The sequence below is a fragment of the Burkholderia sp. 9779_493 genome (assembly GCF_015712215.1).
GTDB lineage: Bacteria > Pseudomonadota > Gammaproteobacteria > Burkholderiales > Burkholderiaceae > Burkholderia > Burkholderia cenocepacia.
On record NZ_JACCQA010000032.1, the window covers coordinates 69353 to 87804 of the forward strand.

The window sequence follows — 18452 nt, forward strand, 5'->3', positions numbered from 1 at the left end:
TCAGGTTACCGAAATGATCAACCCGACCAAGCAGCGGAACCTCGCTTCCGCGACCGCCCATCCGGTCGCCAACCGCACGCCCCTGATGCGCGGCGCCGATCACCGCGCCCGCATGCAATCGCTGATCCGCACGGCCGGCATGCTGCCGGTGCTGCTGGTCCTGTGCGTCGGCTTCGGCTTCCTGACCGATGGCTTCTTCACGTTGCAGAACCTGTCGATCGTCACGCAGCAGGCGTCGATCAACATCGTGCTCGCCGCCGGCATGACGTTCGTGATCCTGACGGGCGGCATCGACCTGTCGGTCGGCTCGGTGCTCGCCGCCGCGGCCGTCGCGGCGCTCATCGCGTCGACCCTTCCCGGCTGGGGCTGGCTCGGCGTGCCGTTCGCGCTCGCGGTCGGCCTCGTGTTCGGCGCGATCAACGGCGGACTGATCTCGTTCCTGCGCCTGCCGCCGTTCATCGTCACGCTCGGCGCGATGACCGCCGTGCGCGGCGTCGCGCGCCTGATCGGCAACGACACGACCGTGTTCAACCCGCAACTGCCGTTCGCGTTCATCGGCAACGGCTCGATCCTCGGCGTGCCGTGGCTCGTCGTGATCGCGTGCGCGGTAATCGCGATCTCGTGGTTCATCCTGCGCCGCACGGTGCTCGGGATGCGGATCTATTCGGTCGGCGGCAACCCGGAAGCCGCACGGCTGTCGGGCATCAACGTACGGGCGATCCAGATGTTCGTATATGCGGCGTCGGGCCTGCTCGCCGGCCTCGGCGCGGTGATGTCGGCCGCGCGCCTGTATGCGGCCAACGGCCTGCAGCTCGGCCAGTCGTACGAGCTCGACGCGATCGCCGCGGTGATCCTCGGCGGCACGAGCTTCGTCGGCGGCGTCGGGTCGATCGTCGGCACGCTGATCGGCGCGCTGATCATCGCGGTGCTGACCAACGGCCTCGTGCTGCTCGGCGTGTCCGACATCTGGCAGTACATCATCAAGGGGCTCGTGATCATCGGCGCGGTCGCCCTCGACCGCTATCGCCAGCGCGACTCGGCCCGTACCTGACACCGTTCCCTCACCGCGCATTCCTGACCATTCAACCATCGGCGCGCAGGCAGGTCCTCCTGCGCGCGTTCGTCAACAGACCTCACGGAGACACAACGACATGTTCAAGCACACCGCCGCCCTGACCGCCGTCGCCTGCGCACTCGCGTTCGGCGCCGCCGCCGCCCACGCAGCCGACAAGCCGCTGAAATCGATCGGCGTCACGGTCGGGTCGCTCGGCAACCCGTACTTCGTCACGATCGTGAAAGGCGCCGAAGCGCGCGCGAAGCAGCTCAACCCGAATGCGAAGGTCACGGCCGTCTCGGCCGACTACGACCTGAACAAGCAGTTCACGCAGATCGACAACTTCATCTCCGCGCACGTCGACATGATCCTGCTCAACGCGACCGACCCGAAGGCGATCGAGCCGGCGGTGAAGAAGGCGCAGGCGGCCGGCATCACGGTCGTCGCGGTGGACGTCGCGGCGGCCGGCGCGAACGCGACCGTGCAGACCAACAACGTGAAGGCCGGCGAGCTCGCGTGCGACTACCTCGCGAAGAAGCTGAACGGCAAGGGCAACGTGATCATCGAGAACGGCCCGCAGGTGTCGGCCGTGATCGATCGCGTGAACGGCTGCAAGGCCGTGCTTGCGAAAAACGCCGGCATCAAGCTGCTGTCGAGCGACCAGGACGGCAAGGGCTCGCGCGAAGGCGGGATGAACGCGATGCAGGGCTACCTGACGCGCTTTCCGAAGCTCGACGGCGTGTTCACGATCAACGACCCGCAGGCGATCGGCAGCGATCTCGCGGCGAAACAGCTGAACCGCCCGAACATCGTGATCACGTCGGTCGACGGCGCGCCCGACATCGAGGTCGCGCTCAAGTCGAACACGCTCGTGCAGGCGTCGTCGAGCCAGGATCCGTGGGCGATGGCGCAGCAGGCGGTCAACGTCGGCTACGGGATCATGAACGGCCAGAAGCCGGCCAATCCGATGATCCTGATCGAGCCGACGCTCGTCACGCGCGACAACGTGAAGACCTACAAGGGCTGGAGCTCCCCGCGCTGATCGCGCCGAGCGCGCCGCCCGTCTGCGAGCCGGGCGGCGCCGGGCCGCGTCGCCGCGCGCGACGGCCGGTACTGCCGCCTGTTCAGATCAACCGCTGTACGGCCGCGCGCGACGCCGCGGCACAAGGTTTCCACATGACGACGACGTTTCCCCGCCTGATCGTTTTCGGCGAAGCGCTGACCGATTTCATCCGCGACGACGCACAGCACTGGCACAGCGTCGCCGGCGGCTCGTGCTGGAACGTCGCGCGCGTCGGGGCGCGACTCGGCGTGCCGACGGCCTTCGCCGGCACGGTCAGCCGCGACACTTTCGGCGACGAGCTGATGCGCAAGAGCGCCGATGCGGGGCTCGACATGCGCTTCATCCGGCAGGTCGACCGCGCGCCGCTCCTCGCGATGGTCGTATCGAAGCAGCCGCCCCACTATTTCTTCATCGGCGAAAACAGCGCCGATCTCGCGTTCGATCCGGCCGACTTGCCGGCCGGCGCGTTCGACGCGGCCGAGATCGTGCACGTCGGCTCGCTCGGCGTCGTGCGCGAGCCGCTCGCAGCGCGCCTGATCGAACTCGCGCAAGCCGCGCGGGCGGCCGGCAAGCGGATCTCGTTCGACCCGAACTTCCGCGCACCGATGGCCGCGCCGTCGTATCGCGACACGCTGCGCCGCCTGACCGCGCTGGCCGACTGGATCAAGGTCTCCGACGAGGATCTGCGCGGGCTGTTTCCCGAACTCGACGAAGCGGCCGCGCTCGCGCAACTGCGCGCGTGGGCGCCCGCCGCGACGATGCTCGTCACGCGCGGCGCAACCGGCATGCAACTGCTGCATCGCGATACCGAGCTGTTCCAGCCCGCGTTCCCGACCGCGGTCGCCGACACGGTCGGCTGCGGCGATGCGAGCATCGGCGGCTGGCTCGCGAGCCAGCTTGCTCGACCCGATGCGTCAGCCGCCGAGCATCTGCGTTACGCGGCCGCGTGCGCGGCCGTCGCCTGTGCGCATGCGGGCGCGTATGCGCCGACGGCCGCGGAAGTGGCCGACATGATCGGTCGCAGCGCCGGCGCCGCGCTGTCGCACTAGACGGCGCCGACGCGCCGCGCCGTCATGCAGCCCTCACGCGGCGGCCGTGCCGTCGCTGCCGTCCGGCGGACGGCCGGCCTGCAGCAGTTGCAGGCTCTCGTCGACGCTCAGTTCCGACATCGCATCGTCGTGCAGCGTATCGTCCGCCGCGCGGCGCAGTGCATGCAGCGCGTGCGTCTTGAGCCGGACGAGCGCGAGCCGCAGCCCGCGCGCCGCGCATTCGGCCGCGAACGTGCGCAACGATTCGATCGTCGTGCCGTCGACATCCGGCGTTTCCTCGAGGCTCAACATCACGGTATGCGTGTCCGGTGCAGCCTTCATCAGCGCCCGCACGCGATTGAGCATCCGGTCCGCATTCGCGAAGAACAGTTGCGCCTCGGGCCGCACGATCAGCACGCCCGGCACCGGCTTCGCATCGGCATGGCTCGCGACGTCGACGAAATCGTGGCTGTCGCGCAGCCGGCCGAGCACGCTGACGTTCGGCTCGGACAGCTTGCGCAGCGTCAGCAGCAGGCTCACGCCAATGGCCGCGAGCAGCCCGTGCAGCACGCCGAGCACGAGCACCGCGAGCAGTGCCGCGATCACGACGAGCCGGTCGCGATGCCAGGCCCAGTACGGCCGGAACACGGACGGATGCAGCGAGTGGCTGACCGCGAAGATCACGATGGCCGCGAGCACGGGCTCGGGCGTGCGCGCGAGCTGCGGCAGCAGCAGCCAGACGATCAGCGCGACCACGCCGGCCGCCCACATTCCCGCGAAGCGCGACTGCGCGCCGGCCGCCTCGTTCGCCGACGTCGCCGAATAGCCGGCGCCGACCGGCATCCCGTGCAGCAGGCCCGACACGAGATTCGCGCAGCCGAGCGCAACGAGGTCGCGGTTCGGCGACACGGTATCGCCGTGCTTCAGCGCGAAGTTGCGGATCGATCCGTACGACTCCGCATACAGGATCAGCATCAGCGCGAACGCGAGCTCGACCGTCTGCATCCATGCGTTGCGGCCGAGATGCGGCAACCCGAATTCGAGGTGCCGGAAATCGATATGGCCGACGATCGCGATTCCGTACCGCTGCCAGTCGATCGCGTAACCCGCCGCGATCGACAGCACGATCACGACGAGCGTCGCGGGCACGCGCGCGCCGCGGCCGAGCACGAACAGCAGCGCGAGCGCGGTCGCGCCGAGCACGACGCTCGCGAGATTCGCGTGCGGCGCGCCGGTGATCAAATCGAGCGCGACGTGGGGCGCATCGCCGTGCTGCACGGCAATCGCGAGAATCTTCGGTAGCTGCTTGATAACGATCGTCAGCGCGAGACCGAACGTGAAACCGCGCAGCACGGGCCGCGCGACGAAATCCGACATGCCGCCAAGCCGCGCGACGCCGGCCAGGATGAACAGCACGCCGGTCATCGCGACGAGCGCCGCCGCCAGCGCGAGCTGCGCGGCGAGCGCCATCCCCGATTCGGCGAGCACGGTCGCGGCGAGCACCGCGGCCGACGACGACGTCGACGACACGATCGCGAAGCGGCTGCTGCCCGTCAGCGCATAGACGACGAGCCCCGACAGCAGCGCGATCAGGCCGGCCTGCGGCGGCAGGTTCGCGAGCCCCGCATACGCAACCGCCTCGGGAATCAGCAGGCCGGCAATCGACAGGCCGGCCAGCGCATCGAGGCCGATCCGTTGCGTACGCGGTGCCGGCGGCGTGTCGAGCGCCGCGAAATGGTCCGGATGTTGCGGGCCGGCGTCGGGGCGGATCGGGGCGGTCGTCATGAGGCGGTCGGCGCCGTGGGCCGGTCAGGGTTTGACGGCGATCACGCCCGACCAGCCGGGCAGATAGCGCGCATCCTGGTCGTGCGCACGATGCAGCGCGACATCGAGCGCCTTCGCGAAATTCTTGCGGATCTGGTCGAGCGACACGTGCTGGCGCAGATAGTCGGCCCACAGGAATTCGCTGAACGGCGTCGCGTCCTTCGCGTACCCGCCCGCCGTGCGCAGTTCGCCGGCAAGGCTGCGGTACGGATCGTCCTCGAGCCCCGTCAGCGCCTTCGGCAAATGCGCATAGTCGCGCCGCGAGCCGTCCGGGCCGAACGGATGCACCCACTGGTTGTGTTCCATCATCCGCCAGAAGATCGTGTCGTCGAGCCACGACAGATCCTTCAGCAGCATCGCGTTCACGCGCGACTCGCCCTCCTCGATCAGCGCGAGGCCCAGATGATGGTGATCGGTGATGTAGTGCAGCCCGTCCGGGCCGAGGACGGCCGGGAACCAGTGCGATTCGATCGCGGCCTTGCGGGCGCGCTTGTTCAGCGCCTTCCAGTGCTTGCGCTTCGCCTTGACTTCGCGGTAGCCCACCGTCATCTGGGTCGGACGCAGCCCGTCGAGCCTGACGGGAATGAGATGAACGTCGGTGCCGAGTGCCATGGTCGTACCCCATGTTGCGAAATTCCGGCAACGATACTCCGGATCGCGCGCGCCGTTAATCCGTCATCACCGCGATGCGCGTCCGGTTGACCCTCTCTGACACTTGCCGCACGCACGACGCCGCACTACGCCCGCAAATCGTTGCGTTCGAGGCGGTGACGAATGTAAGGAATGCCGTCGTGCACGACGCTCACGCGCCGCATGCCGAGCTTGCGCGCCACGTTCAGCGAGCCGCTGTTGGCCTCCGCGATATCGGCGATCACGCGCGGCAGGCGCACGGTGTCGAACGCGTGCCGCACGACGGCCGCCGCGGCTTCACTCGCGATGCCGCGCCCCCACGTCGCACGCACCAGCCGCCAGCCGATCTCGACGTCGCGCGATCCGTCCTTGTAATCGGGAATCAGCAGGATCCAGCCGATGAACACCTCGGGCGCGGCCTTCTCGAAGATCGACCAGTAGCCGAGGCCCGGCGGATAGTCGCACGTGATCCGGTGCGTGACGAAGCGACGATGCTCGACGGGGTCGTGCCACGGGCCCGCGATGTGGCGCGTGACCTCGGGATCGCGATCCATCTCGATGCACGCATCGAGATCGGCCAGCACGCGCGGACGCAGCCACAGCCGCGCGGTTTCGAGCACGGGCAGCGGGTCGGCGGAACGGTCGTTCATCTGGACTCCTGATACGGGGGCGATGCGCATCGAGCGCATTACAGAATTGATACAAACAGCCTTCCGGAATGATACAGAGTCCCGACGCGTGCCTCGCGCGGCTCCGTTTCCGTTTCCGAAACAGTGCATTTCGTAGGGATTATTCCCGATTCGGCGCTATCGCGCCCCACATCGCGCGACGCGGAAGCCTACACTCGATCAGTGCCCCCGCGCCGCGCGCGAGCCGGGCCGGCATCCGCATGCACATCGTGAGCGCGCAAGCCAACGAGGAGACCCCGGACATGAGCTGGACCCGCGAGCAACGCAACGTCACGATCGCCGCCTACCTGGGCTGGACGCTCGATGCGTTCGATTTTTTCCTGATGGTTTTCGTGCTGAAGGACATCGCCGCGGAGTTCGCGTCGACGATTCCCGCCGTCGCGTTCGCGCTCACGCTGACGCTCGCGATGCGCCCGCTCGGCGCGCTGATCTTCGGCCGGCTCGCCGACCGCTTCGGCCGCCGCCCGACGCTGATGGTCAACATCGCGTGCTATTCGCTGCTCGAACTCGCGTCGGGTTTCGCGCCGAGCCTGACCGCGCTGCTCGTGCTGCGCGCGCTGTTCGGCATCGCGATGGGCGGCGAATGGGGCGTCGGCTCCGCGCTGACGATGGAAACCGTGCCGACGCATGCGCGCGGCTTCGTGTCCGGGCTGCTGCAGGCCGGCTATCCGAGCGGTTATCTGCTCGCGTCGGTCGTGTTCGGCCTGTTCTACCAATACATCGGCTGGCGCGGGATGTTCATGGTCGGCGTGCTGCCCGCGCTGCTCGTGCTGTACGTGCGCGCGCACGTGCCCGAATCGCCGGCATGGAAACAGATGGAGAAGCGCCCGCGCCCGAGCCTCGGCGCCACGTTGAAACAGAACTGGAAACTCACGATCTACGCGATCGTGCTGATGACCGCGTTCAACTTCTTCTCGCACGGTACGCAGGATCTCTATCCGACCTTCCTGCGCGAACAGCATCACTTCGATCCGCATACCGTGTCCTGGATCACGATCGTGCTGAACATCGGCGCGATCGTCGGCGGCCTGTCGTTCGGCACGATCTCCGAGCGGCTCGGCCGGCGCCGCGCGATCTTCATCGCCGCGCTGATCGCGCTGCCGGTGCTGCCGCTGTGGGCGTTCTCGAGCGGCCCGGTCGCGCTCGCCGCCGGCGCGTTCCTGATGCAGATCTCGGTACAGGGCGCGTGGGGCGTGATACCGGTTCACCTGAACGAGATCTCGCCCGACGAGATCCGGGCCACCTTCCCCGGCGTCGTCTACCAGCTCGGTAACCTGCTCGCGTCGGGCAACGCGACGATGCAGGCATCACTCGCCGTGTCGAACGGCAACAACTACGGCTTCGCGCTCGCGCTCGTGGCCGGCATCGTGGCCGTCGCGATCGCCGTGCTGATCCTGTTCAGCCGCGAACGGCGCGGCATCGACATGACGCAATCGGTCAATACGCGTAGCACCGTCGGGTGAACCCGCGCGTTGCGGCACCGCATCATCGCGCGCGCCCCGCCCCGCCGTGAGCGGGTGCCGCGCTTTCCGCACCTGCACATCGAACTAGAGGAATTGGTCCAGACGCCGCGCTTGCCCGCGCCGCCCGCGTTTTTTTATCTTAATGAAAACGACTGTTTGAATCAGATAATCAAATCACCTGTTCGCGGCCGGGAAACCGGCATGGGAGGCGGAACATGGCAGTAAGTCAGGAGGGGCGGCCATCGGCGGGACGGCCGTCCGGGGCGCGGTCATCCGGCACGCGGCAGACCGGCGGGACGAAGGCACGCATTCTCGATGCGGCCGAGGATCTGTTCATCGAACACGGCTTCGAGGCGATGTCGATGCGCCAGATCACCTCGCGCGCGGCGGTCAACCTCGCCGCGGTCAACTACCACTTCGGCAGCAAGGAAGCGCTGATCCACGCGATGCTGTCGCGCCGGCTCGATCAGCTGAACCAGGAGCGCCTCGGCATCCTCGACCGCTTCGACGCGCAGCTCGGCACCCACATCACCTGCGAGCACGTGCTCGGCGCGATGTTCATTCCGGCGCTGAAGGCCTCGCGCGATCCCGAACGCGGCGGGCCCGGGTTCCTCCGGCTGATCGGCCGCGCGTATACCGACCCTTCGCCGTTCGTCCGCAACTTCCTGACCGCGCACTACGCGAGCGTCGCGGGCCGCTTCTTCGATGCGTTCCAGCGCGCGCTGCCGCACCTGCCGCGCACCGAACTCGGCTGGCGGCTGCACTTCGCGATCGGCGCGCTGTCCGGCGCGCTCGCGGGTGCCGAAACCGAAAGCCTGATCGACGAATTCTCGCAAGGCCGCACGATGAACGACGTGCAGATGATCGCGCGGCTGTCGTCGCTGATCGTCGCCGCGCTGAAGGCGCCGATGCCCGACAGCGCGCAACTGTCGATCTTCGCGGCGGTGCTCGACGATGCCGGCGCCAGCGAAGCGTTCGGGCTGCCGCAGTCGGGCGCGACGGCCGCCGAGGCGGCAACGCTGCATTCCACGAGCTGAACGCGCGAGGCCACGCGCGGCTTCCTGTTCACGATTTGATTGATACGCGCGGTCAGGCGCGGCGTCGAGACGCCCGCGCCGGCCGGCCGCGAAGCACGGGGCATGGGCTGGCGCTGACGCGCCGACCCGCGCCGAGCGCCAAGACCGGAGACACGTCATGTCATCATCCGCAGCAACCACCTCGGCCCAGCTTCCGCCGAACACCGACGCCATCTGGTACGCGTCGTACCCGCCCGGCGTCCCGCACGAGATCGACGTCACGCAATACGCGTCGCTCGTGCAGTTCTTCGACGAATGCACGACCCGCTTCGCCGACCGCATCGCGTATGTCAGCGCCGGCGCGTCGATGACCTATCGCACGCTCGCGCAGAAGGTCGACGCATTCGCGTCGTATCTGCAAAGCCTCGGCGTGAAGCCCGGCGACCGCGTCGCGATCATGCTGCCGAACACGTTCCAGTATCCGGTCGCGCTGTTCGGCACGCTGAAGGCCGGCGCGATCGTCGTCAACGTGAATCCGCTCTACACCGCGCGCGAACTCGCGCACCAGTTGAAGGACAGCGGCGCGCAGACGATCGTCGTGTTCGAGAACTTCGCGCGCACGCTGCAGGACGCGCTGCCGGAAACGCAGGTGAAGCACATCGTCGTCACCGCGCTCGGCGACCTGCTCGCCGACGGTTTCAACGCGAAAGGACGCCTGATCAATTTCGTGCTGAAGCACGTGAAGAAGCTCGTGCCGGACTACCACCTGCCGCAGGCGATCCGGCTGCGCTCCGCCCTCGCGCTCGGCGCGCGCGGCGCGCCGCAACCGGTGCAGACCACGCGCGACGATCTCGCGTTCCTGCAATACACCGGCGGCACGACCGGCGTCGCGAAAGGCGCGATGCTCACGCACGGCAACCTGATCGCGAACCTGCTGCAGGCGAAGGCGTGGATCGCCGACCAGGTTTCGGGCGACGTCGAAACCGTGCTCACGCCGCTGCCGCTCTATCACATCTATTCGCTGACGGTGAACGCGTTCATCTTCATGGGGCTCGGCGGGCGCAACATCCTGATTGCGAACCCGCGCGACATGAAGATGGTGATGAAGATCATCCGCCACGAGACGTTCACGGGCATCACCGGCATCAACACGCTGTACAACGCATTCCTCGACAACGAGGAATTCCGCAAGCGCGACTTCTCGAAGCTCAAGCTCGCGATGGCGGGCGGGATGGCGATGCAGCGCGCGGTCGCCGAGCGCTTCCAGCAGGTGACGGGCCGGCCGGTGGTCGAAGGCTACGGCCTCACCGAGTGCTCGCCGATCGTCACGATGAACCCCGTGGACCTGAACGACATGGCCGCGTTCAGCGGTTCGATCGGCCTGCCCGCGCCATCGACCCTCGTGCGCTTTCGCCGCGAGGACGGCACCTGGGCCGCCGTCGGCGAGCCGGGCGAGCTGTGCGTGCGCGGCCCGCAGGTGATGCGCGGCTACTGGCAGCGCCCCGACGAGACCGCCAAGGTGATCGACGCCGACGGCTGGCTCGGCACCGGCGACATCGGCGTGATGGACGAGCGCGGCTTCATCCGCCTCATCGATCGCAAGAAGGACATGATCCTCGTGTCGGGCTTCAACGTGTATCCGAACGAGATCGAGGAAGTGCTGGTGATGCATCCGGGCATCAGCGAAGCCGCGGCGATCGGCATTCCCGACGAGGTGCAGGGCGAACGGATCAAGGTGTTCGTCGTGCGCCGCGACCCGTCGCTGACGGCCGAGGACGTGCTCGCGCACTGCCGCAAGAACCTGACCGGCTACAAGATGCCGAAATTCGTCGAGTTCCGCGACGCGCTGCCGCAGACGAACGTCGGCAAGATCCTGCGCCGCGCGCTGCGCGACGAGGAACTCGCCAAACTCAACGCCGCGAAGCAAGGCTGAACGATCCATCGCTCCGGGAGACGCTGTCGATGAACGAAGGAATGAAACGCCGCGCGCGGCATGCCGCCGCGGCGGCGCTCGCGTGCGTGCTGTCGCTCGCACAGGCGGGCCTGCATGCACAGGAAGCGGCGAGCGCCACGAGCGCGGCACCGGCCGTCGCGCTGCCCGCGGATCTCGCGAAGGTCACGCACGAGCCGCTCGCGCAACAGGCGCGCTGGCTGCGCACGGCGGCCCAGCGCGGCACGCTCGCGCAACTCGACGACGCGACGCTCACCGCGCTCTTCAAGGCACTCGATCCGCTCGCCGTGCCGCTCTATATCCGCAACGGCCCGAACGGCTATCCGGCCTACCAGTTCACGATGGTGCGCCAGGAGCGCATCAGCGGAAAATGGTCCGACACGCCCGACCGCATGCTCGTGAAGACGACCCGCGAGCCGCTGCGGGTGTATGCGAAATGGCTGCCGGGCGGCGCGCATGCCGGCCAGGAGACGATCTACGACACAACCCAGCGCAAGGACGAGATGTATGGCCATCTCGGCGGCCTGCTCGGCAAGATTCCGCTGTGGACGGCGATCGACGGCGCGCTGGCGCGTGCCCAGTCGAATCACCAGGTGAAGGATCTCGGCACCGAGTTCATCACGAACCTGTACCTGACCGAAGGGAAGAAATACCTGGAAGCCGGCGTGCAGCGGCCGACCGACGTGCAGGCCAAAACGATCGACGGCGTGCGCGTCGTCGCGCTCACCTACGAAACGCCGACCGGCCGGCCGCAGTTCTATGCGAAAAAGGAAGTGCTGGGGCTCGACCTGCACGCCCCCTATTTCCGGACCGTCGAGTCCTATGACAACGACGGCAAGATCTTCGAGCGGATCGTCATCGAGAAAATCGCGCCCGCGACCCTCGACGACACCGCATTCGACCCGAAAAACCCCGACTACGCGTTCTGACACGCGCTGACGGGGCCGATCACGGGCTCAATCGTCATCGTCGTCGCCGTGGTGCCGATGCCAGTGCTTGTAGTAGTGCTTGCGCCACTTGCGGTAGCGATCGTCGTCGTCATCGCCGTAATAGCCGTATCCGTAGCCCGGATAGGCGACGACGGCGGGCTGCGGCGCCACATAGACCGGCGCCGGTTCGACATAGACCGGTGCGACCGGTACGCCGATGCCGACCGACAGGTCGACATGCCCCGCCATTGCACTACCGGAAACGAGCAACGCCATGCCCCCGATTACCCCTGCCACTTGCCTCTTGTTCATGCTCCGGATCCCTGATAAGCCGGCCCGCCCGGCTCACGCAACCAATGTAAGCGCGCCGCCCGCGCCGAGGTGATACGGGGCTGCGAGAGTCGTAACGCGACGTAACGAAACGGCTTTGGCCATTCGGCCGGATCGCGAAAATGCGCCGGAACGTCTATAGTGGGTTACGGTTCGACACAATCACGACTGCGCGCTCCCCTATCGAACAGGGTAGAATTCCGCCAAACGGCTTGTGGACGAACACGCCACACACACGCACAACATATTCTCTGACGCAGGCTCCTGCCGCACCTCAATGGCCAATCCCGCAGAATCCCATCCGCAAAACGACTTCATCAATTCGGCGCGCAAGGAACGTAAGCGTGTTGAAATCTATCTCGTCAACGGCATTCGTCTGACGGGGTGTATCGAGTCGTTCGACCAGTATCTGGTGATGCTGCGCACCCCCGTGGGTCTGCAAGGCATCTACAAGCGTGCGATTTCCACGATCCAGCTCGACACGGGCGGTTCGCGCCCGGGCGGCGGCGGCCCCCGCGGCCCGCGCACCGGCGGTCGCCCCGGCGGCCGTGAAGGCGGCGGCCACAGCCCGTACGGCTCGCACGGCGGTCCGCGCGAATCGCGCGGCGACGGCGGCTACGGCTCCCGCGAGCCGCGTGAAGGCTACGGTTCGCGCGAACCGCGCGAGGGCTACGGCTCGCGTGAGCCGCGCGAAGGCTACGGCGCACCGCGTGAACCGCGCGAAAGCTACGGCGCGCCGCGCGACACCGGCGACGCATCCGGCAACGCCGCGCCGTCGGATTCCCGCGGCGGCAACGGGCCGGTCATCGTGACGCGCCGCCGGCGAATCGTGCCGGACGGCCAGTAAAACAAAAGGGCAAGCCAACCGGCTTGCCCTTTTCACTTGTACGGCCGGCGCGGCATGTCGCCGCACCGCCGTTACCGAATTCAGCGTGCCGTCGTCGGCAAGCCCGCGTCGGCCTCGCGCTGCAGCGAACGCACCTGCTGCTGCAACGCCCGCAATTGCGACTGGAGCTGCGCCTGTTGCGCCTGCAACGCCGCCGTTTCGCTCCGCACGCTCTTCTGGCGATCCGCCACCGCCGCCTGCTGCTGGCGGGCGATCGAGATGTCCGCCTGCAGACGCCGCGCGCGGTCCTGCGTGACTTCGATCTGCTTGTCCATTTGCGCCTTCTGCGATTCCAGCTTCGCCGCCCGCAGTTCGTTGACGGCCAGCCGCTCCGCCTGATGCGAGAAATCGCGATAGATCGCTTCCGCGCGCGTTTCGTCGTAAGTCTTGATCACGCGCCAGAACGCCTTTTGCTGGAACAACGCGACGAAATACGCACCGTCCTTGACGTTGAACAGCAGGCTGGCGCCGTAGCTGCCGTTGTAGCTCGTGCGCATTTCCGTCAGCGAGTGCGCCTGGATCTGGCGCTGCAAATCGTCGACCGTGCTCGGTCCCGTCGTCTCGCCGGCCTGCGGCTGCACCGACGTCTGCGCCTGCGAATCGATCACCGGAATCGCGGCCACCGGCGCCGATGCCTGCTGCACCGCCGACGGATCGCTGCCTGCCAGCCCCTGCGCGAACACGCCTTGCATGCCTCCCACCAGGGCGAGCATTACGCTCACCCGCCCCAACCCCGTCATATGGCTCATGAAGTTTTATTCCCGCCCGAGTCGTTGTAATTCACTGCGATTTTATCTCATTAATTACTCGCTTTCGCGGGTCTCGGGCTCTTCGTCGAAGATCTGATATTTGCGCATTTTTTCCCACAACACCTTGCGGCTGATGCCGAGCTGCTGGGCCGTGTCCTGACGCCGCCAACCGTTTGCGTCGAGCGCCGCGATCACGCGGTTGCGCTCGTTCATGTCCCACTTGCTGCGATCGACGAACACCTCGGCCGCACTCTCAGCCGGCACCGGCTGGGCCGCGCTGCGCGCGTGCGCGATCAGTCGCTGCAGTCGCGCGGCATCCCAGCCGCCCGTCTGTCGCACCGTCACGCCGACGCGCTCGGCGAGGTTGCGCAGCTCGCGCACGTTGCCGGGGAAATAGCTGTCCGCGACCGAATCCGTGAGCCAGTACGGCAGGTCGGACAACTCGGCGAGCCGCTCCTCGCCCACCACCTGGGCGACGAACGACTTGAACAGCGCGATCTTGTCGACCGCACCGCGCTCTTCCAGCGACGGAATGCTCAGCTCGATCACCGCGAGCCGGTAGTAGAGATCGGCGCGGAACAGTCCCTCCTTCACGAGCTGCGGCAGCTTCTTGTTGCTTGCCGCGACCAGACGGAAATCGACCTTGACCGGCGCCGTCGCGCCGACGCGCAGCACCGCGCCGTCCTCGAGCACGCGTAGCAGCTTGACTTGCTGGTACAGCGGCAGATCGCCGACTTCGTCGAGGAACAGCGTGCCGCCGGCCGCCTGCTCGAAATAGCCTTTATGCGCAACAACCGCGCCCGTGAACGACCCTTTCGCATGGCCGAAGAACAGCGATTCGAACAGGCCGTCCGGAATCGCGCCGCAGTTCACCGGCACGAATTCGCCGTGCCGGTAGCGTGAATGCTTTTCGTGCAGCAGTTGCGCGATGCGCTCCTTGCCGACGCCGGTTTCGCCGTGCAGCAGCACGTTGGTGTCGCAGTCGGCGAACGTATCGACTTCGTGCAGCAGCGCCTGCATCGATTCGGAGTGCGCGACGAGTTCCGACGGCTGCAACGTCTCGGCTGCGTGCGCACGCAGTTGCGTGACGAGCTTGCCGATCATGCCGCGCAGTTCGGCGCACGTGAAGTCGAGCGGCAGGATATGCGAATACTCGGGCGGATACTGCGACGCGTCGTGGTCGCGCGCCGCGCCGACCCAGACCACCGGCATGCCGATGTTGGCCTGCCAGTCGCGCAGGAATGCCGCGCCGCCTTCGATCATCGTCACGCTGATGATCGCCAGCGAGCGCCGCAACGCGGCGCGCTCGGGCGAGACCGCCGCGTTGTCGGCGCGGATCACTTCGACGTCGAAGCTCGCCATGCACCGGGCGACGCGGTCGACGATGTCCGCCTTGCCTTCCCAGACGTACAGGTCGAGCTCTTCGATTGCGGGCGTGGTTCTCATGTTTCAGGTGCGGCTTCAGTAATTGACGGGTTGCTTGGCGTTGCAGATCAGTGAGCGAATGCGAGCGACGGCGATACTGCCTGCTTCGATAACGGAACGTTCAGGCATTTATTGAACCAGCATGGGATCGCCACATTTGATCGAATCCGGCGTGTTCGTGACATAGGCATTGCCCAGGCTCAAACCGAGCAGGCCCGTGACGGAAGTCAGGAGCGAATCGATCGGTTGCAGGAGGAGCGGAACGAGCGTGGTTGCCAGCGCGTTCAGGATCGGCCCGGTCACGACGTTTAATATAGGATTCGCGATGACGCTCAGCCACTGGAGCAAGCCACTGTTGGCCTTCACTTCCAACGACAGGCCGCTGTTCAAGATACCTTGAATAGCGGGCGACAAGAACTGATCCGTTCCCGTGCCGAGCATATAGGGTGATGCCGGGGTCGGCGAAGCGGACGATCCAGGCCCGGGATACGTGAACACCAGCGGTGTCGGACTTTGATTGGCGACGGGAACCGTCAACTGCCCGGGCAACAAGTTAACGTTGATCGAAACGTCGGTCAGGTCGACGATCCCCAGCGTCAGGGTTTTGACCAACGTCGTCAGTCCGGAAACCAAGTCGCCAAGGTTCAACAAATTGAGCAGGCTCTGCAGTTTGACGGACACCAGCGTAATGGGCGTGGCGCTGCCGGTGGGCGCATAACCACTGGGCGCACTGAGGTTGATCGGCGTATTCGCCGTGCCGCCGATGTAGACGGCCACCACCCCGGTCTGCACGTTCACCTGCGCCCTTTTCGTGCCGTCCGAAGTACAGGTAACAGACGTCAAACCCGCCTTCGCCGGCGCCACATAGGCAGTGATCGGCAATTGCACCGCTGCAAGCGGCGTCGCGGCACCCGACGCACAACTGCCGCCCGGAAAGACTAGCGAGCCGTTTGAGCATGTCGACAGCAGCGAGATCGACGTATTGAGGAACACGTTGCCCTGAGCAGTCGACGTGTTGGTTATGCAATCGGATGTCCCGCAATTCGACGGCCCGGGCGGACCGCTCGCGGTGGATGGCGGATTTGCCCCCAACTTGACTGAACCCGACACGGTCACGTTCAGTAGCGGTGACAGTATCGTAGGCGTCTGAACCGTGACGCTGGGAATGTTGACCGAATTCGTGCCGTTCGCGATCTGCAATGCCGTCGACAGCAAGCCGAGTGCATTGACGCTGGCATTGACGGCAGAGCTTCCGGTTGCGGTCGCAGCGGAAACCAGTTGACCGAGAGCGATCTGCGGCCCGCCACAGACTCCCCCCGGACAAAGGGCGATGACCAGTGCGTTCAGCACCTTCAGGTTCGCAGCGGCCACGCTTTGCTGCGTCGCCGCCTGCACCGCGGCATTGGCCAGTTGACCGAGCGTCACGGTGCCATTCAGCACTCCGGTACTGGAGCCGACCGGGAGATTGGCGAGAATGCCGGCCAGCTTCAAGTTGACTTGTGCGAGTCCCTGATAGTCGACCAGTTGGAGATTCAACGCATTGTCGTTCGATCCGGTCAACGCCTTGAGTAACTGGTTGGCCAATCCACCATTCAACGCTGCAAGCGACGTGGTCAGCGTAAAAGTGTCGGTGGGTACGCTCTTGGCAATGGCAGAGCCGCTAATCGTAACTCCACCGCGAAAAATCCCGTCGACCGGCTCGGCCACCGTGACGCAAACGGCGTTGGTCGACTGGCCATTGACCGCTCCCACCGAGAGACCCGCGCACTGATTGCCGCTGATCGGGTCGCCCGACACCCAGGTGAACTGCGCGCTGCCGCTGCCTTGAGGTGCGGTCCAGATGCCGCACGACACGGAAATTTTCGAACCCGTCGGCAATGCATTCGTCGCCGGATTCGCGATTTGACCGGCTGCGGTCCTCGCTGCCTGGCAAGTCGAGTCGGTCGTAACCTGAGAGACCGCCGACAAAGCGGCCAGATCGGCCGCTGCTTGCATCCGGCGTCTTTCGGCATAGAAATGGCCGACGTCGATCGCGCCCAGGATGATGATCGCAACCAGCGCCCAGATCGTCGCCATGATCGCGACGCTACCGCGCTGGCGACTTCTCCCGGGACTGCCGGCGCTCCGTCGCCGCGTCGCGTGCGATTGATCTGCGCGCATGGTCATCCCGCTTATTGCGCGCCCTGCCCGCCGCCCGACATGCCGCCCACCGCACCGAGCTGTGAACTCATCGAATCCGGAATCTTGTTCTTGAACGAATCGAGGTAGCGCTGGTACGCAAGCGACGCGACGTCGCCGAACACGGGTTGCGTCGGCGCCGCCGCGCGGTTGTCCCGCTGCATCGCGAGCCAGTCTTTGGTCGAGCGGCCGACGTCTGACGCACCCAGTGTCACGGTGTCTTGACCGTATGCGGCGCCCGACCCCGTTAAGATGCAGACGACCGCGACCAGCGTCGCGATCCGGCCCGCACATGCGCTTCGATTGAGTGTGTTGTCGTTCATGTCGTTCCCCGGATATCTGTTCATTGTGCAAATCGTTGCAGCAACGGCACGGTCTGGTCGTAACCGAAGTTGTTCGCCATCGGCGTGATCGGCGTCGTCGCGCCGCGCCGCGACACAACCGGCGGCGTCGCGATTGCGCGCTGCTGCGCACGCACTGCCGCAGCAATCTTCGCGGCATCACCGTTAATGTCCTTGCGAATCTCCGTCGACAGATGCTGCTGGTTCATCAGCCGTTGCGCATCCTGCGCACGTCCTGCCGCAAACAGATACAGCGCGAGGTTGCTGACGATTTTCGGATTGCGCTGATCGAGTTCGGCAGCTTTCATCAGCGGCACTCGCGCACCGACGACGTCGCCGCTGCGCAACTTCGCATAAGCGAGATCGGACAGCAGCGACGGATCCGTCGGCGCGAGCTCCGACGCTTGCGTCAGCGCCTGCACGGCACGGTCGAAATCACCCGCGGCGCCCGCAAGCAGCCCCAATCCGCGATAGCCGCGCGCAGCAAGCGGTGTCTTCAGCAACTGTGCATACACAGCCGCGCTTGCGGCCGGCTGGTCAGTCATCCGTAGTGCGTCCGCGCGCAACAGGATCGATTCCGGCATGACACCGTATGTCTTGTCATATGCATCGATATGCGCGAGTGAAGCGTAATAGAGGCCCTGCGCTTGCATGCGCTGAATCAGCCCCAGATACATCCCAGGCGTATCCGGTACGGACTGCTTCTGATCTGCTGCTTGCATCAGTGCCGCACGCTCGGTCTGCGCGCCGACGCCATACCCGCTTTCCTGAACCTGTCCGCATTTTTGTGGGCGAGGCGGTTGAACAACAGGTTATCCACGCGCCTGCGTGAATCGCTCGCCGAACAGGATAGCAAACTGGTTCATCGCTGATTTCCAGTCGAAGGCGGCCCGCAC

At 66.2% G+C, this 18452-nt stretch carries 16 protein-coding genes and 1 pseudogene; 8 read left to right on the forward strand and 9 right to left on the reverse strand.

The features are described from left to right. Nucleotides 1-13: 13 nt before the first annotated feature. From H0X95_RS27270 to H0X95_RS27280, 3 genes are all read left to right on the forward strand, one after another. Complete coding sequence (locus tag H0X95_RS27270) at nt 14-1051, forward strand: ABC transporter permease subunit (RefSeq protein ID WP_006485281.1); 1038 nt, start codon at nt 14-16, stop codon at nt 1049-1051. A 100-nt stretch (nt 1052-1151) separates the two neighbouring features. Beyond that, nucleotides 1152-2096: an ABC transporter substrate-binding protein gene (locus H0X95_RS27275; RefSeq protein ID WP_006485275.1), complete on the forward strand. Its 945-nt coding sequence runs from the start codon at nt 1152-1154 to the stop codon at nt 2094-2096. Between the two features lie 134 nt (nt 2097-2230). After that, complete coding sequence (locus tag H0X95_RS27280) at nt 2231-3166, forward strand: carbohydrate kinase family protein (RefSeq protein ID WP_034200642.1); 936 nt, start codon at nt 2231-2233, stop codon at nt 3164-3166. A gap of 33 nt (nt 3167-3199) precedes the next feature. On the opposite strand, the gene H0X95_RS27285 is transcribed toward H0X95_RS27280, so the two are convergent. The 3 genes from H0X95_RS27285 to H0X95_RS27295 all read right to left on the reverse strand — a co-directional run bounded on the left by H0X95_RS27285 (nt 3200) and on the right by H0X95_RS27295 (nt 6249). Continuing rightward, nucleotides 3200-4930 carry a SulP family inorganic anion transporter gene (locus H0X95_RS27285; protein ID WP_059723718.1) on the reverse strand — a complete coding sequence of 577 codons (1731 nt, stop codon included), beginning with the start codon at nt 4928-4930 and terminating at the stop codon, nt 3200-3202. A gap of 24 nt (nt 4931-4954) precedes the next feature. After that, nucleotides 4955-5581, reverse strand: a complete 627-nt coding sequence (locus H0X95_RS27290; protein WP_196446296.1) for a ParB-like protein — start codon at nt 5579-5581, stop codon at nt 4955-4957. 125 nt (nt 5582-5706) lie between these two features. Further along, nucleotides 5707-6249, reverse strand: coding sequence for a GNAT family N-acetyltransferase (locus H0X95_RS27295; protein ID WP_006495318.1), 543 nt, complete (start codon nt 6247-6249; stop codon nt 5707-5709). 281 nt (nt 6250-6530) lie between these two features. Here H0X95_RS27295 and H0X95_RS27300 point away from each other — a divergent pair, with 281 nt between their 5' ends. The 4 genes from H0X95_RS27300 (at nt 6531) to H0X95_RS27315 (ending at nt 11647) form a co-directional block, all read left to right on the forward strand. After that, nucleotides 6531-7751, forward strand: a complete 1221-nt coding sequence (locus tag H0X95_RS27300; RefSeq protein ID WP_006495319.1) for an MFS transporter — start codon at nt 6531-6533, stop codon at nt 7749-7751. 215 nt (nt 7752-7966) lie between these two features. Then, nucleotides 7967-8788, forward strand: a complete 822-nt coding sequence (locus H0X95_RS27305) for a TetR/AcrR family transcriptional regulator (RefSeq protein WP_006485289.1) — start codon at nt 7967-7969, stop codon at nt 8786-8788. Between the two features lie 157 nt (nt 8789-8945). Further along, a complete protein-coding gene (locus H0X95_RS27310; RefSeq protein ID WP_006495321.1) occupies nt 8946-10700 on the forward strand; it encodes an AMP-binding protein in 1755 nt (584 codons plus the stop codon). 29 nt (nt 10701-10729) lie between these two features. Next, nucleotides 10730-11647, forward strand: a complete 918-nt coding sequence (locus H0X95_RS27315; protein ID WP_196446297.1) for a DUF1571 domain-containing protein — start codon at nt 10730-10732, stop codon at nt 11645-11647. A gap of 27 nt (nt 11648-11674) precedes the next feature. Here H0X95_RS27315 and H0X95_RS27320 read toward each other — a convergent pair whose 3' ends face one another. After that, a complete protein-coding gene (locus tag H0X95_RS27320) occupies nt 11675-11959 on the reverse strand; it encodes a hypothetical protein (RefSeq protein ID WP_012492571.1) in 285 nt (94 codons plus the stop codon). Between the two features lie 295 nt (nt 11960-12254). On the opposite strand from H0X95_RS27320, the gene hfq reads away from it, so the two are divergent. Further along, on the forward strand, nt 12255-12824 hold the full coding sequence (hfq, locus tag H0X95_RS27325) for an RNA chaperone Hfq (protein WP_006495323.1): 570 nt from the start codon (nt 12255-12257) through the stop codon (nt 12822-12824). Nucleotides 12825-12904: 80 nt separating this feature from the next. Here hfq and H0X95_RS27330 read toward each other — a convergent pair whose 3' ends face one another. The 5 genes and pseudogenes from H0X95_RS27330 to H0X95_RS27350 form a co-directional block, all read right to left on the reverse strand. Further along, nucleotides 12905-13612, reverse strand: coding sequence for a DUF2968 domain-containing protein (locus tag H0X95_RS27330; RefSeq protein WP_060268012.1), 708 nt, complete (start codon nt 13610-13612; stop codon nt 12905-12907). 54 nt (nt 13613-13666) lie between these two features. Continuing rightward, entirely contained in the window at nt 13667-15058 is a 1392-nt protein-coding gene (locus H0X95_RS27335; RefSeq protein WP_059723723.1) for a sigma 54-interacting transcriptional regulator, read from the reverse strand. 108 nt (nt 15059-15166) lie between these two features. Then, nucleotides 15167-17203: a pilus assembly protein TadG-related protein gene (locus H0X95_RS27340; RefSeq protein WP_306172214.1), complete on the reverse strand. Its 2037-nt coding sequence runs from the start codon at nt 17201-17203 to the stop codon at nt 15167-15169. A gap of 5 nt (nt 17204-17208) precedes the next feature. After that, nucleotides 17209-17538, reverse strand: coding sequence for a DUF3613 domain-containing protein (locus tag H0X95_RS27345; protein ID WP_062884776.1), 330 nt, complete (start codon nt 17536-17538; stop codon nt 17209-17211). A gap of 20 nt (nt 17539-17558) precedes the next feature. Then, nucleotides 17559-18326: pseudogene (locus tag H0X95_RS27350) on the reverse strand (tetratricopeptide repeat protein); the annotation flags it as partial. Nucleotides 18327-18452 lie beyond the last annotated feature (126 nt).